This is a genomic window from Pseudolactococcus plantarum, assembly GCF_002441715.1.
Lineage (GTDB): Bacteria > Bacillota > Bacilli > Lactobacillales > Streptococcaceae > Pseudolactococcus > Pseudolactococcus plantarum.
The window spans coordinates 62,435-78,543 of record NZ_JXJX01000008.1 but is presented as its reverse complement, the minus strand read 5'-3'; the positions used below and the strand labels follow the sequence as shown (position 1 = coordinate 78,543).

Sequence of the window (16,109 nt, the reverse complement as noted above, 5' to 3'; positions counted from 1 at the left end):
GAATAGCAATAGTTTCTTATAAGGTAGCTATCTCGAAACATGACAAGAATTCGGAGAAAACGCCACAAAAAAAGACAAAGTCGTTCATACTTTGTCTTTAGTCTGAGTAAATCATAGATAAAAAAGGATTAGTTTCTTTTTGGTGATGTAGCCATGGCAGATCTGATATGATATTTACGTTTTAGGAGGTAACGAATCCCTAAAGCGATAAGACCAATCACACCGACAACATAGCTATTTGGTGAAGGATTAAGACTAGCTGGTAATAAGGCGGACAAGCTATACAAAATAATCCAAGCCAGAAATGCTAGCGTGAGAATTGCATAAGATTTGAATCCAGGTCTTTTTTTACCTTCGTTTTGTGGTTTGTATACAAGTCGGTACATGAGATAAATGACAAAACCAGCAGCAAAGCTCATCGTAACGAGTGTAACGATCCCATATGCGCGAGCACCTTTATTAAAGATAGACATAATAGCATTTAAGATAGTGATGAACCCTAACATTAAGAGTGCACTATCTAGCCACATTAATACAGGTGTTTCGTTATCGTATTGATCAGCTTTTGTGCTTTTGCTGAGCTGAGTTTGTGGTGTGTATTTAGCTGTGAATTCTGAAGGCGTGCCAAGCAGATCTTTAGCGAGCACACGTTGTTCCTGTGCGGCTACAATTTGTGGCAATATTTCTGATAAAATAGCTTTTATTTCTTCATCTGTCTTGCCTATTTTGACAAGTTCACGCGTGATGATATGTACGTATTCGCTATTTTTTCCTGTTAATTGATCAATATAATTTTCCATATCCCTATTTTAACAGAAAAAGCTGAATTTTTCATGAGTATTTCGAATAAATGAGATTGGTTTCATTTTTAAATAACTTGTTTATGACAAACGAACAGGTTTAGAGAGAGTATCTAGTTTGCTTATATCAATTGTAAGCGCTTCATGATATACTTTAATTAAATAGAAACATAAAATTTAATGGAGTTGATTAATCATATGTCAAATCTTACCAACGCAGAACGCTGTACTTGGGAAATCATCCAAGAAAATTATGATAATATTCCAAAGTTATCAATTTCAGATTTGTCAAATTTGGCTCACGTATCTATTTCTACAGTCAATCGTACAGTACGAAAAAAAGGATTTTCAGGATATGGTGAATTTAGATATTCAGTTCGTGAGAAAAAGTTACCTGACAGGACTGGTTTTTCTAGAGAATTTTTAGAGGCTATTGCTAAAAATGAGGAAGAATTATTACAGACGATTTATAGTATATCTGCTACCGATGTAGAGGCGGCAGTAAAATTAATAGATGAGGCTGAGGAAATTTTGCTTTTTGCCCGTGGTCTGACGATAAATGTTGCAAATGAGTTATTAAGAAAATTGCAGCTATTCCATAAAAGTGTGAGTCTTTATGATGATCCACAACAGATGCTTTATTATACACGTTTTGTTAAAGAACATCAGCTTGTCATTGCGCTTTCATTATCTGGCGAAAATGCTGAAATCAATATACCATTAAAACAAGTGAATCGACAGTTAGGTAATATTTTAGCATTAACGACTAATCAAGATAGTGAACTTGTGCGTTTATCAGATGTTTGTTTGATAGGGTATAAAAGTAGACTAGAGATTAATCATTTTGATTTAGACGTGCATAGCAGATTACCGCTTTTTATTTTGGGACGGGTTTTGATAGATGGCTATTCAATTTATCAAAAAAATAATGATTAATTGATCATATACAAAGGTTATTTGATAAAAAGATACTTTTAGTATCTTTTTAATATTGAAAGCATTTCCTAAGCGATATCTATAACTTGGAAATATTTTCCTACTATGACATGTTAAACTAAATATGTAAGCGATTTCAAATCGTAATTACTGGGAGGATTACCATGAACAGTGGAAAAATGAAGCAACTTTTATCGTATGGATTCGGTGCACTCGGGCACGATGTCTATTATTACTCAATTAGTACATTCTTTATTGCCTTTGTCACAGCACAGATGTTTGCTGGGACACCTCATGAAGATGCAATGATTGCACTTGTGACAAGTTTAGTTGTGATTATACGTCTCATAGAAATTATTTTTGATCCAATTATTGGGTCGATCATTGATAATACACAAACACGATGGGGTAAATTTAAACCTTGGTTAGTTGTTGGCGGGCTTATGTCTTCATTGATGATTATGCTAATGTTCTCTGACTTTTTTGGGTTATCAAAAAGTGGCAATCGGACGTTATTTACGATCGTCTTTATTCTTTCATTTATCATCTTGGATGCCTTTTATTCATTTAAGGATATTGCTTTTTGGTCAATGATTCCAGCGCTATCAGAAAAAAATTCAGAACGCGAAACTTTAGGCACATTTGCACGTTTTGGGTCAGCTATTGGTGCACAAGGTGCGACGATTCTTGCGATCCCAATCACACTATTTTTTACAAAAGGAGGTCATACACAAGGTGCACGTGGTTTCTTTGCTTTTGGTGTCATTGCAGCATTAGTTCAAGGGATATCAGCTTTAGTAGCAGCTTGGGGAACTAAAGAACGAGAATCAACAATTAGACAACAAGGGACAAAGACAAACACATTAGATGTATTTAAAGCGCTAGTAAAAAATGATCAATTGATGTGGTTGTCGCTCTCATACATTTTATTTGCGATTGCTTATGTGGCAACAACAGCAACACTGATTTTAAACTTTACCTTTGTCATCGGTAATGTCAGTTTGTATTCAATCACTGGTATTGTTGGCTTTATCGGTTCAATTATTTTAGTACCACTATTTCCAATCTTAGCTAAGAAGTTCGGTCGTCGTAAAGTTTTGACAGGTGCCATCATCTCAATGCTTATTGGATACGTCATTTTTACTGTAGGGTCATCTGTGCCTATGACGGTAGCTGGGTTAATTTTCTTAACAACACCATATCAATTAGTTTTCTTATCTGTTTTAATGACGATTACTGACTCTGTTGAATATGGACAATGGAAAAATGGTGTGCGTAATGAGGCAGTAACTCTTGCCATGCGACCATTACTTGATAAAATTGCTGGTGCATTTTCAAATGGGATTTATGGATTTGTTGCCATCGCAGCAGGCATGACAGGTTCAAAATATGTTAGTGGGCATACTTATGGTGTTGCAACTTTTAAATTATATGCCTTTATTGTGCCAGCAGGTTTGATGATCATCTCACTAGCGATTTATTTATTCAAAGTAAAATTAACGGAAAAACGACATGAAGAAATTGTCAAGGAACTTGAAGAACGTTTTAAATAGTTAACGACCTTGCTTACAAAGGTGTTGTTAAGCAGATGCTACTACTCAATTATTTTGAGAAGTAGCATCTGTTTTAGGAGGAACAGTATGAAGATTAGGATAAGTGATTTTGGATTGGGCAGTAGCCTGATTACTCTGACCAATCAACAGGGTGTGAGTATTAGTTTTACTAACCTTGGCGCGCGTATTGTGGATTGGCAAAAAGATGGTAAACGCTTAGTTTTAGGATTCGATTCTGCACAAGAATATCTTGAAAAAGATACCTATCCTGGTGCAACTATTGGCCGAACAGCAGGGAGAATTAAAGATGGAGTGGTAGAGATTTCTGGAGAGAAAGTACAACTGAATCAAAATGAAGGCCCGCAAACACTACATGGTGGCGACTCAAGTATACATACAAAACTTTGGCAGTATGATATTTCTGAAAAGGAAAGTAAAGCCCAAGTTAAGTTTAGCTACATTTCAAATGATGGGGAAAATGGTTACCCAGGTCAACTTAGTATGACTGTGACCCATTCCTATGACGAAGACAATAATTGGACAATTGATTATCAGGCAACAACAACCAAAGATACTGTTTTTAATCCGACTGGGCATGTTTATTTTAATTTGACTGGCGATGCTAGCCAAACAATTGATCAGCATATGCTTGAAATGGCAGCATCACGATTTGTCGCATTAAAAGATAAAACAGAGCTTGTACGAGGGGATATTGTTAATCTAGAAGGAACAGATTTAGATTTTCATCAGCCTAAATTACTGAGTCAGGCATTAAATTCTGCTATGGCACAAGTACAGCTTGTTGGTGGTATCGATCATCCCTTTTTATTAGATGAAGTGACACTTGAAAAAGAACAAGCACGACTGAGTTTGGGAGAGTTAAGTATTTCAGTTCGCACAGATCGGCCGAGTATTGTCATCTTTACAGCCAATTTTGGAGAATTAGGGACTGTCTATCATGGTAGACCACAAGCAAACCATGGTGGAATAACGTTTGAATGTCAAGTATCACCAGGTTCACAGCAAATGCCAGAACTTGGAGATATTACATTAGTTGCTGGAGATACTTATCACGCAAAAACAGTTTACCAATTACAGGTAAACTAGCTTGTCATAAGTATTAAGTGTCGTATAATGATAAACAGTTAGAGGAGAATAAAATGTCAACAGTTGTAGATAATAGTCAAGTTTTGTCAGGTTTGACAGACAGATTTGTAGCCATATTTGGAGATGAACGAGGAATTTCATACTTTTTCTCTCCTGGTCGGATTAACTTAATTGGAGAACACACCGATTATAATGGTGGCTATGTTTTTCCAGCATCCATTACCATTGGTACAACAGGTTTGGCACGGCTAAGAGATGACCATAAAGTTAGGCTTTATTCAGAAAATTTTCCAGAAATAGGCATCATTGAATTTGACTTAGCAGACAGTGGTGTAAAAGATGGCAACAGTTGGTCAAACTATGTCAAAGGCATGATAACGGTCTTAAAAGAGGCAGGGTATAAAATTGATAGTGGATTTGAATTTTTAATACAAGGAGAGATTCCGACAGCATCAGGGTTATCATCTTCAGCCTCTCTTGAACTTTTAGTTGGTGTGACACTAAATGATTTATTTAAGCTAAATGTTCCTCGTCTGGAACTTGTGCAACTAGGACAAAAAACAGAAAATGAGTTTATTGGTGTTAATTCAGGTATTCTAGATCAATTTGCAATTGGGTTTGGTGAAGTTAAAAAAGCCATCTTACTTGATTGCAATACATTAAAATATGAAATGGTGCCTGTAGAATTACGTGATTACGATATCGTGATTATGAATACAAACAAACCCCGTGCTTTAGCCGAATCTAAATACAATGAACGATTTTCAGAAACAAGAGAAGCACTTAAACGTCTACAAACCAAATTGCCGATTACTGCACTTGCAGAGCTTTCTAACGCAGAATTTGATGCAAATGTAGACTTAATTAATGATACAATGCTAATTAAGCGTGCACGCCATGCAGTTTATGAAAACAATCGGACTAAAATCGCCAAAAAAGCCTTTGTTTCTGGTGATTTAACGAAATTTGGAGACCTTTTAAACGCTTCTCATGCATCGCTAAAAGATGATTATGAAGTGACAGGAATTGAGTTGGATACCTTAGCAGAAACGGCCCAAAAACAACCAGGTACATTAGGCGCTCGTATGACAGGTGCAGGTTTTGGTGGCTGTGCTATCGTGCTTGTTGCGCATGATAGAGTTGCTGCTTTTGAAAAAGCAGTTGGTGACATTTATGAAAAGACAGTCGGGTATCCTGCAAGTTTCTATGTTGCTCAGATTGGCTCTGGTGCAACAAAATTAGATGTAAACTAAAGTAAGGTGTTGAAATTTGACAAACAGATACATGTCAATTGAAGTAAATGATAAAGGTAATGAAAATAAATCTAGATTGGAATTAGACATGTCAAAGTATCAAACCATTCAAAATTTTATAGATATAGCAGAAGAAAATGGGACGATTAATGCAATAGATAAAATCTATTTGCGGAATCAATTGCTTCATTTTTTAGGTGTTGATGATTGGCAAGAACCAAAAGGTGGTTGTGAAAAACATAATGCGCTTATCTTGATGGACGATTTACTTGAGATTGCAAAAGTAAATCAGCAATTTACTGAGGAAGATGCGCCTTTTTATGAGGCTGCATTGATGGATTTCATCACACCAAAACCAAGTCAAATTAACCACGAATTTTGGGAAAAGTATGATGAACAGCCGGAACTTGCAACCAGTTATTTTTATCAATTGGCACGGCAAGTTGATCAAGTCAAAACAAGAGATATTGCTAAGAATGTTGGCTTCAAACATCAAACAAAATACGGTGAGTTAGAGATTACCATTAATCTTTCCAAACCAGAAAAAGATCCTAAAATGATCGCTTTGGAGAAAATGAAACAATCATCAGGCTACCCCAAATGTGCTTTGTGTCTTGAAAATGAAGGTCTGTATGGCGGAGGTAATCATCCAGCAAGAAGTAATCATCGTGCCATTAGAATGCGACTAGGTGATCAAAAATGGGGATTTCAATATTCGCCATATGCTTATTATCAAGAACATGCTATTGTATTTAATGAAATGCATCAGCCGATGATCATTAATGAGCAAACATTTGATAATTTACTCAGTTTTTTGGATGTGTTCCCGCATTATATGATCGGCTCAAATGCTGATTTACCGATTGTCGGAGGCTCTATTTTAACACATGACCATTATCAAGCAGGGTACTATGACTTTCCGATGATGAAAGCACATATCCGCAAAACTGTCCAATTACAAAATTATCCAGATATTCAAGCAGGTATTGTGAATTGGCCGATGTCGGTTTTGCGATTAAGTAGTACCAATAAGGCTGTTTTGTTAGCTGCGAGTAGCGAGATACTAGAAAAGTGGCGACAATATGATGACAAATCGCTACAGATTGTTTCGAAAACTGAAGATAATGTATTGCATCATACGATTACCCCAATTGCTAGAAAAATAGGTACTGATTATGTGCTTGATTTAGTATTTAGAGATAATAATACAAGTGAAGTATTTCCAGATGGTATCTTTCATCCACATGAGACGCTACATCACATTAAAAAAGAAAATATTGGTTTAATTGAAGTGATGGGACTTGCCATTTTACCACCGCGTTTAAAAGATGAACTTAATGAGGTTGAAAAGTACTTGCTTAATCAATCAAATGAGATTGCTGATAGTCATCTGAGTTGGGCAAATCATTTGAAAAATTCACTAACTGTTACCCCCCAAGACGTACATGAAAAAGTTCAACAAGCAGTTGGTGCAGTATTTGAGCAAGTTTTACAAGATGCGGGTGTTTTTAAAGATGATCATAACGGACAGATAGGATTCGACAGATTCATAGCGGCTGTTAATGATAGATAAGGTGTGCTATGGATCGCTTGCGATGACTTAATCAGTGGTCTATTATGATTAACTTAAAATGTGATAGATTTTAATTAAGTAAAATTGTATAATTAAGGTATTATGAAAAATGAAAGTTTGTTGACAGATATTATAAGCAACTAGCATTTGAACAGGTTATAAGGAGAAAAATTATGACGGTTTTAGTACTTGGCGGGGCAGGGTATGTTGGTAGTCACGCTGTATCGATGTTGATGGAAAAAGGGTATGATGTAGCAGTGGTAGATAACTTCGTTACAGGTCATCGACAAGCTATACCTGAGAACGTGCGTTTGTATGAGGGGGATGTTTTAGATCGCGAATTTTTATCACACGTCTTTAGCTCAGAAAACAATATTGAAGGCATCATGCATTTTTGTGCGTATTCTTTAGTTGGGGAATCTATGGTGAACCCAATGATGTATTTTGATAATAATGTAGGAGGATGTATCTCTATTTTGGAGACCATGCAAGCATTTGATGTGAAACATATTGTTTTTTCATCAACAGCTGCAACATTTGGCGTGCCAGAAAGTTCGCCAATTTCTGAATTAACACCTCAAAATCCGATTAATCCTTATGGAGAAAGTAAACTCATCATGGAAAAAATGATGAAATGGCAATCAACTGCGACAGATATGACATATGTAGCACTTCGCTATTTTAATGTAGCTGGAGCAAAAGGTGATGGCTCTATTGGAGAAGCACATAAAAATGAAACACATCTGATTCCGATTATCTTGCAAACTGCATTAGGACAACGTGACGTGATTACTATATATGGTGATGATTATCAGACGCCTGATGGGACTTGTATTCGAGATTATATCGATATGGAAGATCTGATAGATGCGCATATCAAGGCGTTGGAATATCTTAAAGCTGGTGGTCAATCTGATGCATTTAACCTGGGCTCAAGTAAAGGATACTCAAATTTAGAAGTGCTTGAAACTGCACGAAAAGTGACAGGATGCGACATTCCTAGTCAAATCGGAGAACGTCGTCCAGGGGATCCAGATGCCTTAGTCGCAGATGCAAGTAAAGCAGGACAAGTTTTAGGCTGGTCTGCTAAACATGATATTGAACACATCATCACGAATGCTTGGCAATGGCATAAAAATCATCCGACAGGATATTAATAAAGTATTATACTGAAAAATGTGTGTTTAACGTTGTGGGCAATACCTGAAAAAAATCATTAAAATGGCTTGATTTTAAAGTGAGATATGATATAATGTTCTAGTATGTTATGAAATGACTAACAAAAAAAATACTCGAGGAGAAATATATCATGGCTAAAGTATGTTACTTTACAGGTCGTAAGACTTCATCTGCTAACAACCGTTCGCATGCGATGAACAAAACGAAAAAACAAGTTAAACCAAACTTACAAAAAATTAAAATCGTTGAAAATGGTAAAGTGAAATCAGTATGGGCATCAGCTCGTGCACTTAAAAACCTTTCAGTAGAACGCGTTTAATTATTATAAATTTACCGTGAAAAGACTTCACGGTTTTTTAATTGATTAGATTATGTTAAAATAGATGCAAGAGTCTGTGATATTTGTGATCTCATCAGGTTATAGATGGTTGTTAGGCTTTTAAACATAGGAGTTTTGCTTTAAGTAAACTTTGCAAAACTCATCATAAGCGAGGATAAAATATGTCTGTGACAATTAATACAAAAAATGGAACAGTTGACATTGAAAATGATGTAATTTCTACCATTGTTGGTGCATCAACGACTGAAATTTTCGGTGTAGTCGGTATGACTAGTAAAAATGCTGTCAAAGATAATTTCAAAACACTGCTACGTCAAGAAAACTATGCTAAAGGTGTTGTGATTTCGGCGACAAATAATGGTGTTGACGTTGATATTTATGTGATTGTATCTTTTGGTGTCAAGATTTCTGAAGTTGCTAAAAATGTACAAGAACGTGTTAAATTTAATCTAGAAAACCAACTGGGTGTAACAGCAAATTCAGTCAATGTTTTCGTACAGAATGTGAAAGTGGTGGCTGACTAACATGACTAATACAATTAATGCAAGCCAATTTCAGGAGATGATTCAGGCTGCTAGTACCAGATTAAATAGTCAAGCTGAGTATGTTAACTCACTTAATGTTTTTCCTGTTCCAGATGGCGATACAGGGACTAACATGGGCATGACGATCACAAACGGTGCAAAAGCCGTTTCCGATAAACAAGCGACTACGGTAGGTGAAGTTGCGGCTATTCTTGCTAAAGGTCTTTTGATGGGTGCGCGTGGTAACTCAGGTGTTATCTTGTCGCAAATTTTCCGTGGATTTGGTCAAGCTATCAAAGATGAAACAGTATTTACTGGAGAAAATCTAGCAAAAGCTTTCCAAAATGGTGTAGAAGTCGCTTATAAAGCGGTTATGAAACCAGTAGAAGGAACAATTTTAACAGTTTCTCGTGGGGCATCAGCTTTTGCGGGTAAAGCAGCTAATGAGTCTGATGATGCGATAGTTGTTTTAAAAGCAGCTCTTGAAGGGGCTAAAGTAGCACTTGCTAAAACACCTGATATGTTGCCTGTCTTAAAAGAAGTCGGTGTCGTTGACTCTGGTGGTCAAGGGCTTGTTTATATCTTAGAAGGGTTTGTTGCTGCAGCGACTGGTGAATATTTAGATTCAGCAGAATTTGAAGCAACACCTGCTGTTATGGATGAGATGGTCAATGCTGAACATCATAAATCAGTCGCAGGTCACATTGCAACTGAAGATATCAAATACGGTTATTGTACAGAGATCATGGTTGGCTTAGGTCAAGGGCCTACAGCGAGTAAATCTTTTGACTATGAGACGTTTAGAAATTACTTGAATGAAATCGGTGATTCTTTATTAGTTGTTAATGATGATGAAATCGTTAAAGTCCATGTGCATACTGAAGATCCAGGTCTTGTTATGCAAGAAGGGCTAAAATACGGTGCTTTAGTTAAAGTCAAAGTTGACAACATGCGTGAGCAACACGATGCACAAGTGATTAAAGAAGAAAAGCAAGTAGCACCTGTAAAATCGGCTGAGCCTAAAGAATTTGGTATCATCGCAATCGCTGCAGGTGATGGTTTAGCTAAAATTTTCAAAGATATGGGTGTTGATTATGTTATTTCTGGTGGTCAAACAATGAATCCGTCTACGGAGGATATCGTGAAAGCAATTGATCTTGTGAATGCTAGAAATGTGATTATTCTACCAAATAATAAAAATATCTTTATGGCAGCCCAATCAGCAGCTGATGTTGTTGATGTGCCTGCTAGTGTGGTTGAATCTAAAACAGTTTCACAAGGTCTAACAGCTTTATTAGCTTTTGAAGCAAGTAAAACATTAGCTGAAAATGTCTCAGATATGACTGAAAATCTTTCAGAAGTGACGAGTGGTCAAGTGACAAATGCTGTCAGAGATACATCTATTGATGGACTTGCCATCCATGAAAATGATTGGCTTGGTATGATCGATAACAAGATTGTGGTTTCAGAAAAAGATATACATGATGTCTTAACGCAAACATTTGCTAAGATGCTCGCTGATAACGAAGATGCTGAAATTATTAGTCTCTATATCGGTGCGGATGGTTCGCGTAAATTAGCTGATAAGTTATCAGCTGAATTATCAGAGACGTACCCTGATGTTGAAATCGAGATATTTGATGGTGGACAACCTGTTTATCCTTATTTATTCTCAGTTGAATAAATCCTAAACTAAAAAGTTACCTTAGTGTAACTTTTTTTATTTTCTATAATTCATAAAATATACGAAAAAATTAGACAATGAATTCGATTGATGATATAATCAGATTATATCATGGAAAGATGTGTGAATAAATGAAAAAATTTTTATGTCTATTGTTAGCGCTTACATTTTGTTTGCCGTTTAGTAGCGCAACTGTGAAAGCTTACGAACAGCTTAGTCAGGAAAATCAAGAGCGAGAGAATTTGCAAAAGTTAGAGCTCTATCAGATGATGGATGATGAACTCAGGGAAATCGGACTATCTTTTGAGATGTTAGCTAAGACGCAGATTGATTTTTCAAGAGTAAGCCCACCTCCTCAAGTTCAACAGGAAAATAGCCGTGCAAGAATGTCTGAAGATCCGATTAACTTTAAAGAGACGGATAAGTATTTTTCTATCAACAGATATGCCCGAAACCGCTATGGCAGCAATCCGACAGAAGAAGAGAAGATGAAGATGTATCTCCTCTACTATTTTGATGTCAACGATTCAGACAAAACAGCAGGTAACGTGGGACCCAAGTTACGAACGGATTACTACTGTCCTGAATATATGGGAGAAAATGATGACAGTGTATATAACGCCTTTATCAAGACAACCTACGGTGGTAAACTGCTCAACAGTACTAGAAGAACAGCAGAGCTGGTTAAGAGTGGATCTGGGTTAGAGAAAGTAAGTTTAAGTAAATTAATAAAAAACTTGAAGTCATTTAAAACTTGGGTGGCTACAGCTAAAGGTCTTTTAAAAGCAGGGAGGTTTACAAAAGATTATTATAAGTATATGAATGATGGTGTTTTACGTAAAGTGAAGACAGTTGACGATTTTATGTACTATTGGGATGAAGCTGCTAAAAAAATACCAAGAAAAGAAGTAGAAAAAAATACCAGAAAAGCAATGAGAACGGTCGTTGAAAGTGCTGTTTTTAGTTTGTGTTTAGGGGGACCGATTGGTATTGTGCCTATTGTAGCTACTTATACAGTAACAAATCTTGCCCTCATTCACCTATCGCTTTATGATCGTGCAGCCATTAATGCCTTAGCCTATACTCGAAGTACCAGAATCACACTCAGACAGTATGCTTCGTGGTGGTAATCAGGTAACTGTGGAGAGGTAGGCGATGGTAGATAGACGGACACTACGTAAAAATGCTAGGCGACTCAAGCTAGGGCGCTGTTATGCGTATCTGGATAATTTGATAGTATCTATTTTCTATTTTTATGATTCGGCATATATTTCATCTCCCTTTATAGACGGATATTCAGATACAAATGACTTAATAAGTCACGGTTATGATGGTGATCATGTATCTTTATTTGTTGGCTGGGTAACTTGGATATTAATTATATATACACTGGGAAGATATATTTCTGGCAATCAATCACTTTCTAAAAAGCAATTGAAAACTAAAGACTTAGTACTGTTTCTAATCAGTGTTGTAGTGTTAGCTATAACAGTAGTGATCAGTCCTTTTCTAGAAAATTCGATTCTCTGGAAAGTAGATGATACGCAAACACATCTCTTAATGATGAGGTTATATTACTATTATGGTTTGTTTATGGTGTATACGTTTATTCGCTGGCTACTAAATTTTGATTACCATGAATATTATTATTATCGCAAGGGAGACAACTATAATAGGAAATTTTTTCTGTATCTATTTTTTGTAGTAATTGGACTATCAGTGGTATACGAAGTAGGTTTAGAGACGTTGAAAAGATATCTTTTTAACTGAATAACTGTGAGGATGATGCTTGAGAGATAAAAAGATGACAAAACAGAAAGTAAAAATCGTATTAGGGATTATATTGCTAATCACAGTTGTTTTATGCTTACGCATTAAGGGGAATCTGGACAAAAACAGTAATGAAAAGAAAAACCTTGATAATCAGCGGCTAGCAGTAATGGCGCTTAAACGGACACAACCTGGTATAGAAAAAATCAAATTTAGTCATACATATGACTATTCTAAGTATGGTGAGTGGTCTATTGATGCAGAGATTATAAAGGATGGGAAGTTATATAAACGAAAACTTTATAAAACTGGTACAGCTTATGGTGCACCATTGACAGATTCGGATTACAACGTGCCGACAAAAGAATCAGTTATCGTGGTATATAGCAATGGGCAGCAAGAGATTTTGGCATGACTAGCAACTGACAGCCACAAAGTCAAAGACTGACCATGTAGTCTATAAAAAATACCTCTTAAAGATGATTGACTATCTTTAAGAGGTATTTTTATAATATGATTGGGATGTGTCACGGACTAAGGTTTGTGATGGACTTGGTCTAGTAAGTTGTTGAGTTGTTTAACAGTTAGCCTTGTCTGAATTGTTGTCACGATAAAAGACACCACATAGATGATAAAAATGGAGAAAAACAAGTGAATGTAGTTTCCGGTGAAGTGCATGGTATAATTGGCAACAATCACAAATATATTCACTAATATATAATGGATGACTAAACAAGTGATGAAATTTAGTGAGTCTATATTAAAGATATAACTTGTCAATGCAATAAATATAGAAATTGCAAATACATAGATCACTCCTGACGTGTAGACGACTACACCATCATTGATGAACAGGATTAATAAGTAGACAAAAGACCCGATACCTAAGGCTTTGAAACAGCGTTGTAAAATAGACATCTTAATTTTTCCTTGCTATGAATTGTGATGTAAGGTTAAGCGAGTAGACGTGATTTTGCTCGAAATGATTGAATGATCCCACCAAAAAATAGTCCGACGGTAAATCCTGAGATGACGCCATAGATGAGATTAAACCCAAATACACTGTATAGTGAAGGTTGTGTAGATAATAGCACATTTAAACAATATTTAATACAAAAATTACTGATCATGATGATTAAAGGTATCTTGCTGCCGCTTTGCATCAAAATTGTATTTTGGATATAAAATCTTTTGTTGCGATAAATATAAAGACTAACACAAGCGCCCAAACATAAACATAGTAGGTATGCCATTAGCAGATAAAGTGGATGGTGAAATTTAGTTACAATCGTATCTAATCCCCATAGTATAAAGATAGTCGGCATGATAAAGGATTTAGCAAGAGAAACAGGAGAATCTGTTTGCAAAGCCATCCCTCTTTTGATTAGGACAATTAAAATAACCCACACCCAGATAGGTGTATGTGATAGGATTTGACCGATGATGTTTAATAATTGGGACATGTAATGTGCAACCTCTTTTCTTTTTATGTTTTTATTATAGGTATGTAAGACATAAAAAGAAATAGCAGTTGACACATGTGGCAGTATACTGAACACATGCGGTTAAATTACGCTTGGTCGATCAAAAATGCTTTAAAATTTTTGATATAGCGACGACTGACGACGAGTTTTTCGTCGGTAGAGAGTTTGATGATTAAATTCCCGCCGATATTAGTTTCTACAGCTTGGACTTCATAGATGTTGACAGCATTATTTTTCGAAATCTGAACGAAATGACTTGGCAGTTGGGTGAATAGTTTGACAAAAGAAGTTTTGACCCAAAAACTCGCATCTTTGGTATATAAACACACATTTCTATCAACATAGTCAAGATATAAAACATCTGCGAATTTGACTTTGTATTGCACATGTGTTCGCAACTCAGTTGCTAGAATTGTCGAGGTTGATTTTCGTAACATATCAATGACTTTATCAATCGTACTATTGGTATGAAAGAGATTAAATATGACAGATTCTTGTGCGGTCAAATCTTTTAACTGATTTATAACGATTTTAAGTCGATTGGTATTTGCCATCTATTTCTCCATTTTGATAATTGTCTACTATTGTTTTAGTATACTGCATTATACTGCATTTTTTAAAAAAAATAAAATGTTTTTGAGTATACTTTTTTATTTTTTGTGTGTAAACTAGAGGTATAGCGACTAGATTAAACTCTAGTATTACTTGTTAAAAAGTATATCTTAAGGAAGAAAAAATATGAAAACATTAATTATTATGGCCCATCCTAATCTATCTCAGTCTCGCTTTAATCGTGCTTGGCAAGCAGCATTATTGCAAGAAGATGTGACTTGCCATGACTTGTACGCGGCGTATCCAGATGGTAAGATTGATGCTTTAAAAGAGCAGGACTTGCTAAAACAACATGATCGAGTTGTTTTCCAATTTCCTTTGTACTGGTATAGCACACCACCTTTACTGAAACAATGGCAAGATGTGGTATTAACTCGAGGATTTGCACATGGCTCAACCGGGACTTATTTGCATGGTAAATCGTTCATGCTGCTACTATCTGCAGGATCAACAGAAGCTGACTATCAGCCCGATGGACGTAAACAGCATACAATGACGGAGGTATTGCGACCACTTGAGATGACCAGTCAACTCTGCGGTATGATTTTTGAGGAGCCTTTTATTGCTTATGGTGCGAATGAGGCAACAGATGCAACTGTCGCTTTGAGTACGAAACAGATGCTTAAACATGTAGTAGGAATCCATGATGATAAGTAAAAAAACTGACAAACGATATGTCATGACAGATCAAAAAATAACAGAGACATTTTTAGCCTTACTAGATACAGTAGGTTACCAGAAGATTAGTGTGAGTGCCATTGTTAAAAAAGCAAGGATTAATCGGTCTACTTTTTATGAACATTTCTTGGATAAAGAAGATTTGATGGCACAAGTACAAACGAGGTTAATCACTAAAATAGTAGAAGGGCTACCAGAAGTGACTGTGCTCAAATTAGATGATCATGAATTGATAGACTCTCGGATTAATTTACTAATCCATCGTATCTATGATCATAAAGAAGCCATCAAACTATTTTTAAGTGATAAGTCTGATGGCTTGTTTACAGCACGGTTTTCAGTGTTTTCTGAGCAATTTTTAATTGACGGCAATATCGTTCAAGCTATCGATCTACCAGATGTTTATGTGTTTTCGATTTTTCAGGGGATGATATTGAATTTGATTAAAATATGGATTGAGAGAGATTTTATCGAAACACCAGAAGAATTTGCTAAAATTATTAGCCGTATTTCACCGAAAACAATGCGACTTTTGATGGATTAAGCTATGGTTACCTGTATTTATCTTACGTAAATTAACAAACATCATCACTATCCAACACTTGTGGGAAATTGG

Annotated in this window: 18 protein-coding genes; 14 read left to right on the top strand and 4 right to left on the bottom strand. The window is 35.9% G+C overall.

Annotation, left to right across the window (positions count from 1 at the left end):
- Positions 1-128: 128 nt before the first annotated feature.
- Positions 129-800 carry a DUF1129 family protein gene (locus tag RU87_RS06415; protein ID WP_068162956.1) on the bottom strand — a complete coding sequence of 224 codons (672 nt, stop codon included), beginning with the start codon at positions 798-800 and terminating at the stop codon, positions 129-131.
- 186 nt (positions 801-986) lie between these two features.
- On the opposite strand from RU87_RS06415, the gene RU87_RS06410 reads away from it, so the two are divergent.
- The 12 genes from RU87_RS06410 to RU87_RS06355 all read left to right on the top strand — a co-directional run bounded on the left by RU87_RS06410 (position 987) and on the right by RU87_RS06355 (position 13,134).
- Complete coding sequence (locus RU87_RS06410) at positions 987-1,736, top strand: MurR/RpiR family transcriptional regulator (protein ID WP_425268494.1); 750 nt, start codon at positions 987-989, stop codon at positions 1,734-1,736.
- Positions 1,737-1,900: 164 nt separating this feature from the next.
- On the top strand, positions 1,901-3,289 hold the full coding sequence (locus RU87_RS06405; RefSeq protein ID WP_082782173.1) for a glycoside-pentoside-hexuronide (GPH):cation symporter: 1,389 nt from the start codon (positions 1,901-1,903) through the stop codon (positions 3,287-3,289).
- An 87-nt stretch (positions 3,290-3,376) separates the two neighbouring features.
- The gene (locus RU87_RS06400; protein ID WP_068162963.1) at positions 3,377-4,396 is read left to right on the top strand and encodes an aldose epimerase family protein; all 1,020 of its coding nucleotides are present in this window, start codon (positions 3,377-3,379) and stop codon (positions 4,394-4,396) included.
- A gap of 53 nt (positions 4,397-4,449) precedes the next feature.
- Entirely contained in the window at positions 4,450-5,649 is a 1,200-nt protein-coding gene (locus RU87_RS06395; protein WP_068162966.1) for a galactokinase, read from the top strand.
- 88 nt (positions 5,650-5,737) lie between these two features.
- Positions 5,738-7,222 carry a UDP-glucose--hexose-1-phosphate uridylyltransferase gene (galT, locus tag RU87_RS06390; RefSeq protein ID WP_068163177.1) on the top strand — a complete coding sequence of 495 codons (1,485 nt, stop codon included), beginning with the start codon at positions 5,738-5,740 and terminating at the stop codon, positions 7,220-7,222.
- A gap of 173 nt (positions 7,223-7,395) precedes the next feature.
- A complete protein-coding gene (gene galE, locus RU87_RS06385) occupies positions 7,396-8,379 on the top strand; it encodes a UDP-glucose 4-epimerase GalE (RefSeq protein WP_068162969.1) in 984 nt (327 codons plus the stop codon).
- A gap of 152 nt (positions 8,380-8,531) precedes the next feature.
- On the top strand, positions 8,532-8,720 hold the full coding sequence (rpmB, locus tag RU87_RS06380; RefSeq protein WP_003140443.1) for a 50S ribosomal protein L28: 189 nt from the start codon (positions 8,532-8,534) through the stop codon (positions 8,718-8,720).
- A gap of 182 nt (positions 8,721-8,902) precedes the next feature.
- Positions 8,903-9,265 carry an Asp23/Gls24 family envelope stress response protein gene (locus RU87_RS06375; protein WP_068162972.1) on the top strand — a complete coding sequence of 121 codons (363 nt, stop codon included), beginning with the start codon at positions 8,903-8,905 and terminating at the stop codon, positions 9,263-9,265.
- A gap of 1 nt (position 9,266) precedes the next feature.
- Complete coding sequence (locus RU87_RS06370; protein ID WP_068162977.1) at positions 9,267-10,949, top strand: DAK2 domain-containing protein; 1,683 nt, start codon at positions 9,267-9,269, stop codon at positions 10,947-10,949.
- A 173-nt stretch (positions 10,950-11,122) separates the two neighbouring features.
- Entirely contained in the window at positions 11,123-12,079 is a 957-nt protein-coding gene (locus RU87_RS06365) for a hypothetical protein (protein WP_167373830.1), read from the top strand.
- Positions 12,080-12,104: 25 nt separating this feature from the next.
- Entirely contained in the window at positions 12,105-12,719 is a 615-nt protein-coding gene (locus RU87_RS06360) for a hypothetical protein (protein WP_068162983.1), read from the top strand.
- A gap of 34 nt (positions 12,720-12,753) precedes the next feature.
- Complete coding sequence (locus RU87_RS06355) at positions 12,754-13,134, top strand: hypothetical protein (RefSeq protein ID WP_143471384.1); 381 nt, start codon at positions 12,754-12,756, stop codon at positions 13,132-13,134.
- A gap of 119 nt (positions 13,135-13,253) precedes the next feature.
- On the opposite strand, the gene RU87_RS06350 is transcribed toward RU87_RS06355, so the two are convergent.
- From RU87_RS06350 to RU87_RS06340, 3 genes are all read right to left on the bottom strand, one after another.
- Complete coding sequence (locus tag RU87_RS06350) at positions 13,254-13,637, bottom strand: DUF3021 family protein (protein ID WP_068162988.1); 384 nt, start codon at positions 13,635-13,637, stop codon at positions 13,254-13,256.
- A gap of 35 nt (positions 13,638-13,672) precedes the next feature.
- A complete protein-coding gene (locus RU87_RS06345) occupies positions 13,673-14,182 on the bottom strand; it encodes a DUF6622 family protein (RefSeq protein WP_068162991.1) in 510 nt (169 codons plus the stop codon).
- 107 nt (positions 14,183-14,289) lie between these two features.
- Positions 14,290-14,757: a LytTR family DNA-binding domain-containing protein gene (locus RU87_RS06340; protein WP_068162993.1), complete on the bottom strand. Its 468-nt coding sequence runs from the start codon at positions 14,755-14,757 to the stop codon at positions 14,290-14,292.
- A 184-nt stretch (positions 14,758-14,941) separates the two neighbouring features.
- Between RU87_RS06340 and RU87_RS06335 the strand changes: the two genes are divergently transcribed.
- Together RU87_RS06335 and RU87_RS06330 are read left to right on the top strand one after the other, a co-directional pair.
- The gene (locus RU87_RS06335; protein ID WP_068162996.1) at positions 14,942-15,472 is read left to right on the top strand and encodes an NAD(P)H-dependent oxidoreductase; all 531 of its coding nucleotides are present in this window, start codon (positions 14,942-14,944) and stop codon (positions 15,470-15,472) included.
- Positions 15,462-16,037 (top strand): TetR/AcrR family transcriptional regulator, encoded by a 576-nt coding sequence (locus tag RU87_RS06330; RefSeq protein WP_068162999.1) that lies wholly within the window; start codon positions 15,462-15,464, stop codon positions 16,035-16,037. Before RU87_RS06335 ends, RU87_RS06330 begins: the two co-directional genes overlap by 11 nt.
- Positions 16,038-16,109 lie beyond the last annotated feature (72 nt).

Excerpts from the sequence above, each read along its gene's own strand:
- RU87_RS06415 (WP_068162956.1), bottom strand. The coding sequence starts at position 800 with ATGGAAAATTATATTGATCAATTAACAGGAAAAAATAGCGAATACGTA.
- RU87_RS06405 (WP_082782173.1), top strand. The coding sequence starts at position 1,901 with ATGAACAGTGGAAAAATGAAGCAACTTTTATCGTATGGATTCGGTGCA.
- RU87_RS06400 (WP_068162963.1), top strand. The coding sequence starts at position 3,377 with ATGAAGATTAGGATAAGTGATTTTGGATTGGGCAGTAGCCTGATTACT.
- RU87_RS06395 (WP_068162966.1), top strand. The coding sequence starts at position 4,450 with ATGTCAACAGTTGTAGATAATAGTCAAGTTTTGTCAGGTTTGACAGAC.
- galT (WP_068163177.1), top strand. The coding sequence starts at position 5,738 with ATGTCAAAGTATCAAACCATTCAAAATTTTATAGATATAGCAGAAGAA.
- galE (WP_068162969.1), top strand. The coding sequence starts at position 7,396 with ATGACGGTTTTAGTACTTGGCGGGGCAGGGTATGTTGGTAGTCACGCT.
- rpmB (WP_003140443.1), top strand. The coding sequence starts at position 8,532 with ATGGCTAAAGTATGTTACTTTACAGGTCGTAAGACTTCATCTGCTAAC.
- RU87_RS06375 (WP_068162972.1), top strand. The coding sequence starts at position 8,903 with ATGTCTGTGACAATTAATACAAAAAATGGAACAGTTGACATTGAAAAT.
- RU87_RS06370 (WP_068162977.1), top strand. The coding sequence starts at position 9,267 with ATGACTAATACAATTAATGCAAGCCAATTTCAGGAGATGATTCAGGCT.
- RU87_RS06360 (WP_068162983.1), top strand. The coding sequence starts at position 12,105 with ATGGTAGATAGACGGACACTACGTAAAAATGCTAGGCGACTCAAGCTA.
- RU87_RS06355 (WP_143471384.1), top strand. The coding sequence starts at position 12,754 with ATGACAAAACAGAAAGTAAAAATCGTATTAGGGATTATATTGCTAATC.
- RU87_RS06350 (WP_068162988.1), bottom strand. The coding sequence starts at position 13,637 with ATGTCTATTTTACAACGCTGTTTCAAAGCCTTAGGTATCGGGTCTTTT.
- RU87_RS06345 (WP_068162991.1), bottom strand. The coding sequence starts at position 14,182 with ATGTCCCAATTATTAAACATCATCGGTCAAATCCTATCACATACACCT.
- RU87_RS06340 (WP_068162993.1), bottom strand. The coding sequence starts at position 14,757 with ATGGCAAATACCAATCGACTTAAAATCGTTATAAATCAGTTAAAAGAT.
- RU87_RS06335 (WP_068162996.1), top strand. The coding sequence starts at position 14,942 with ATGAAAACATTAATTATTATGGCCCATCCTAATCTATCTCAGTCTCGC.
- RU87_RS06330 (WP_068162999.1), top strand. The coding sequence starts at position 15,462 with ATGATAAGTAAAAAAACTGACAAACGATATGTCATGACAGATCAAAAA.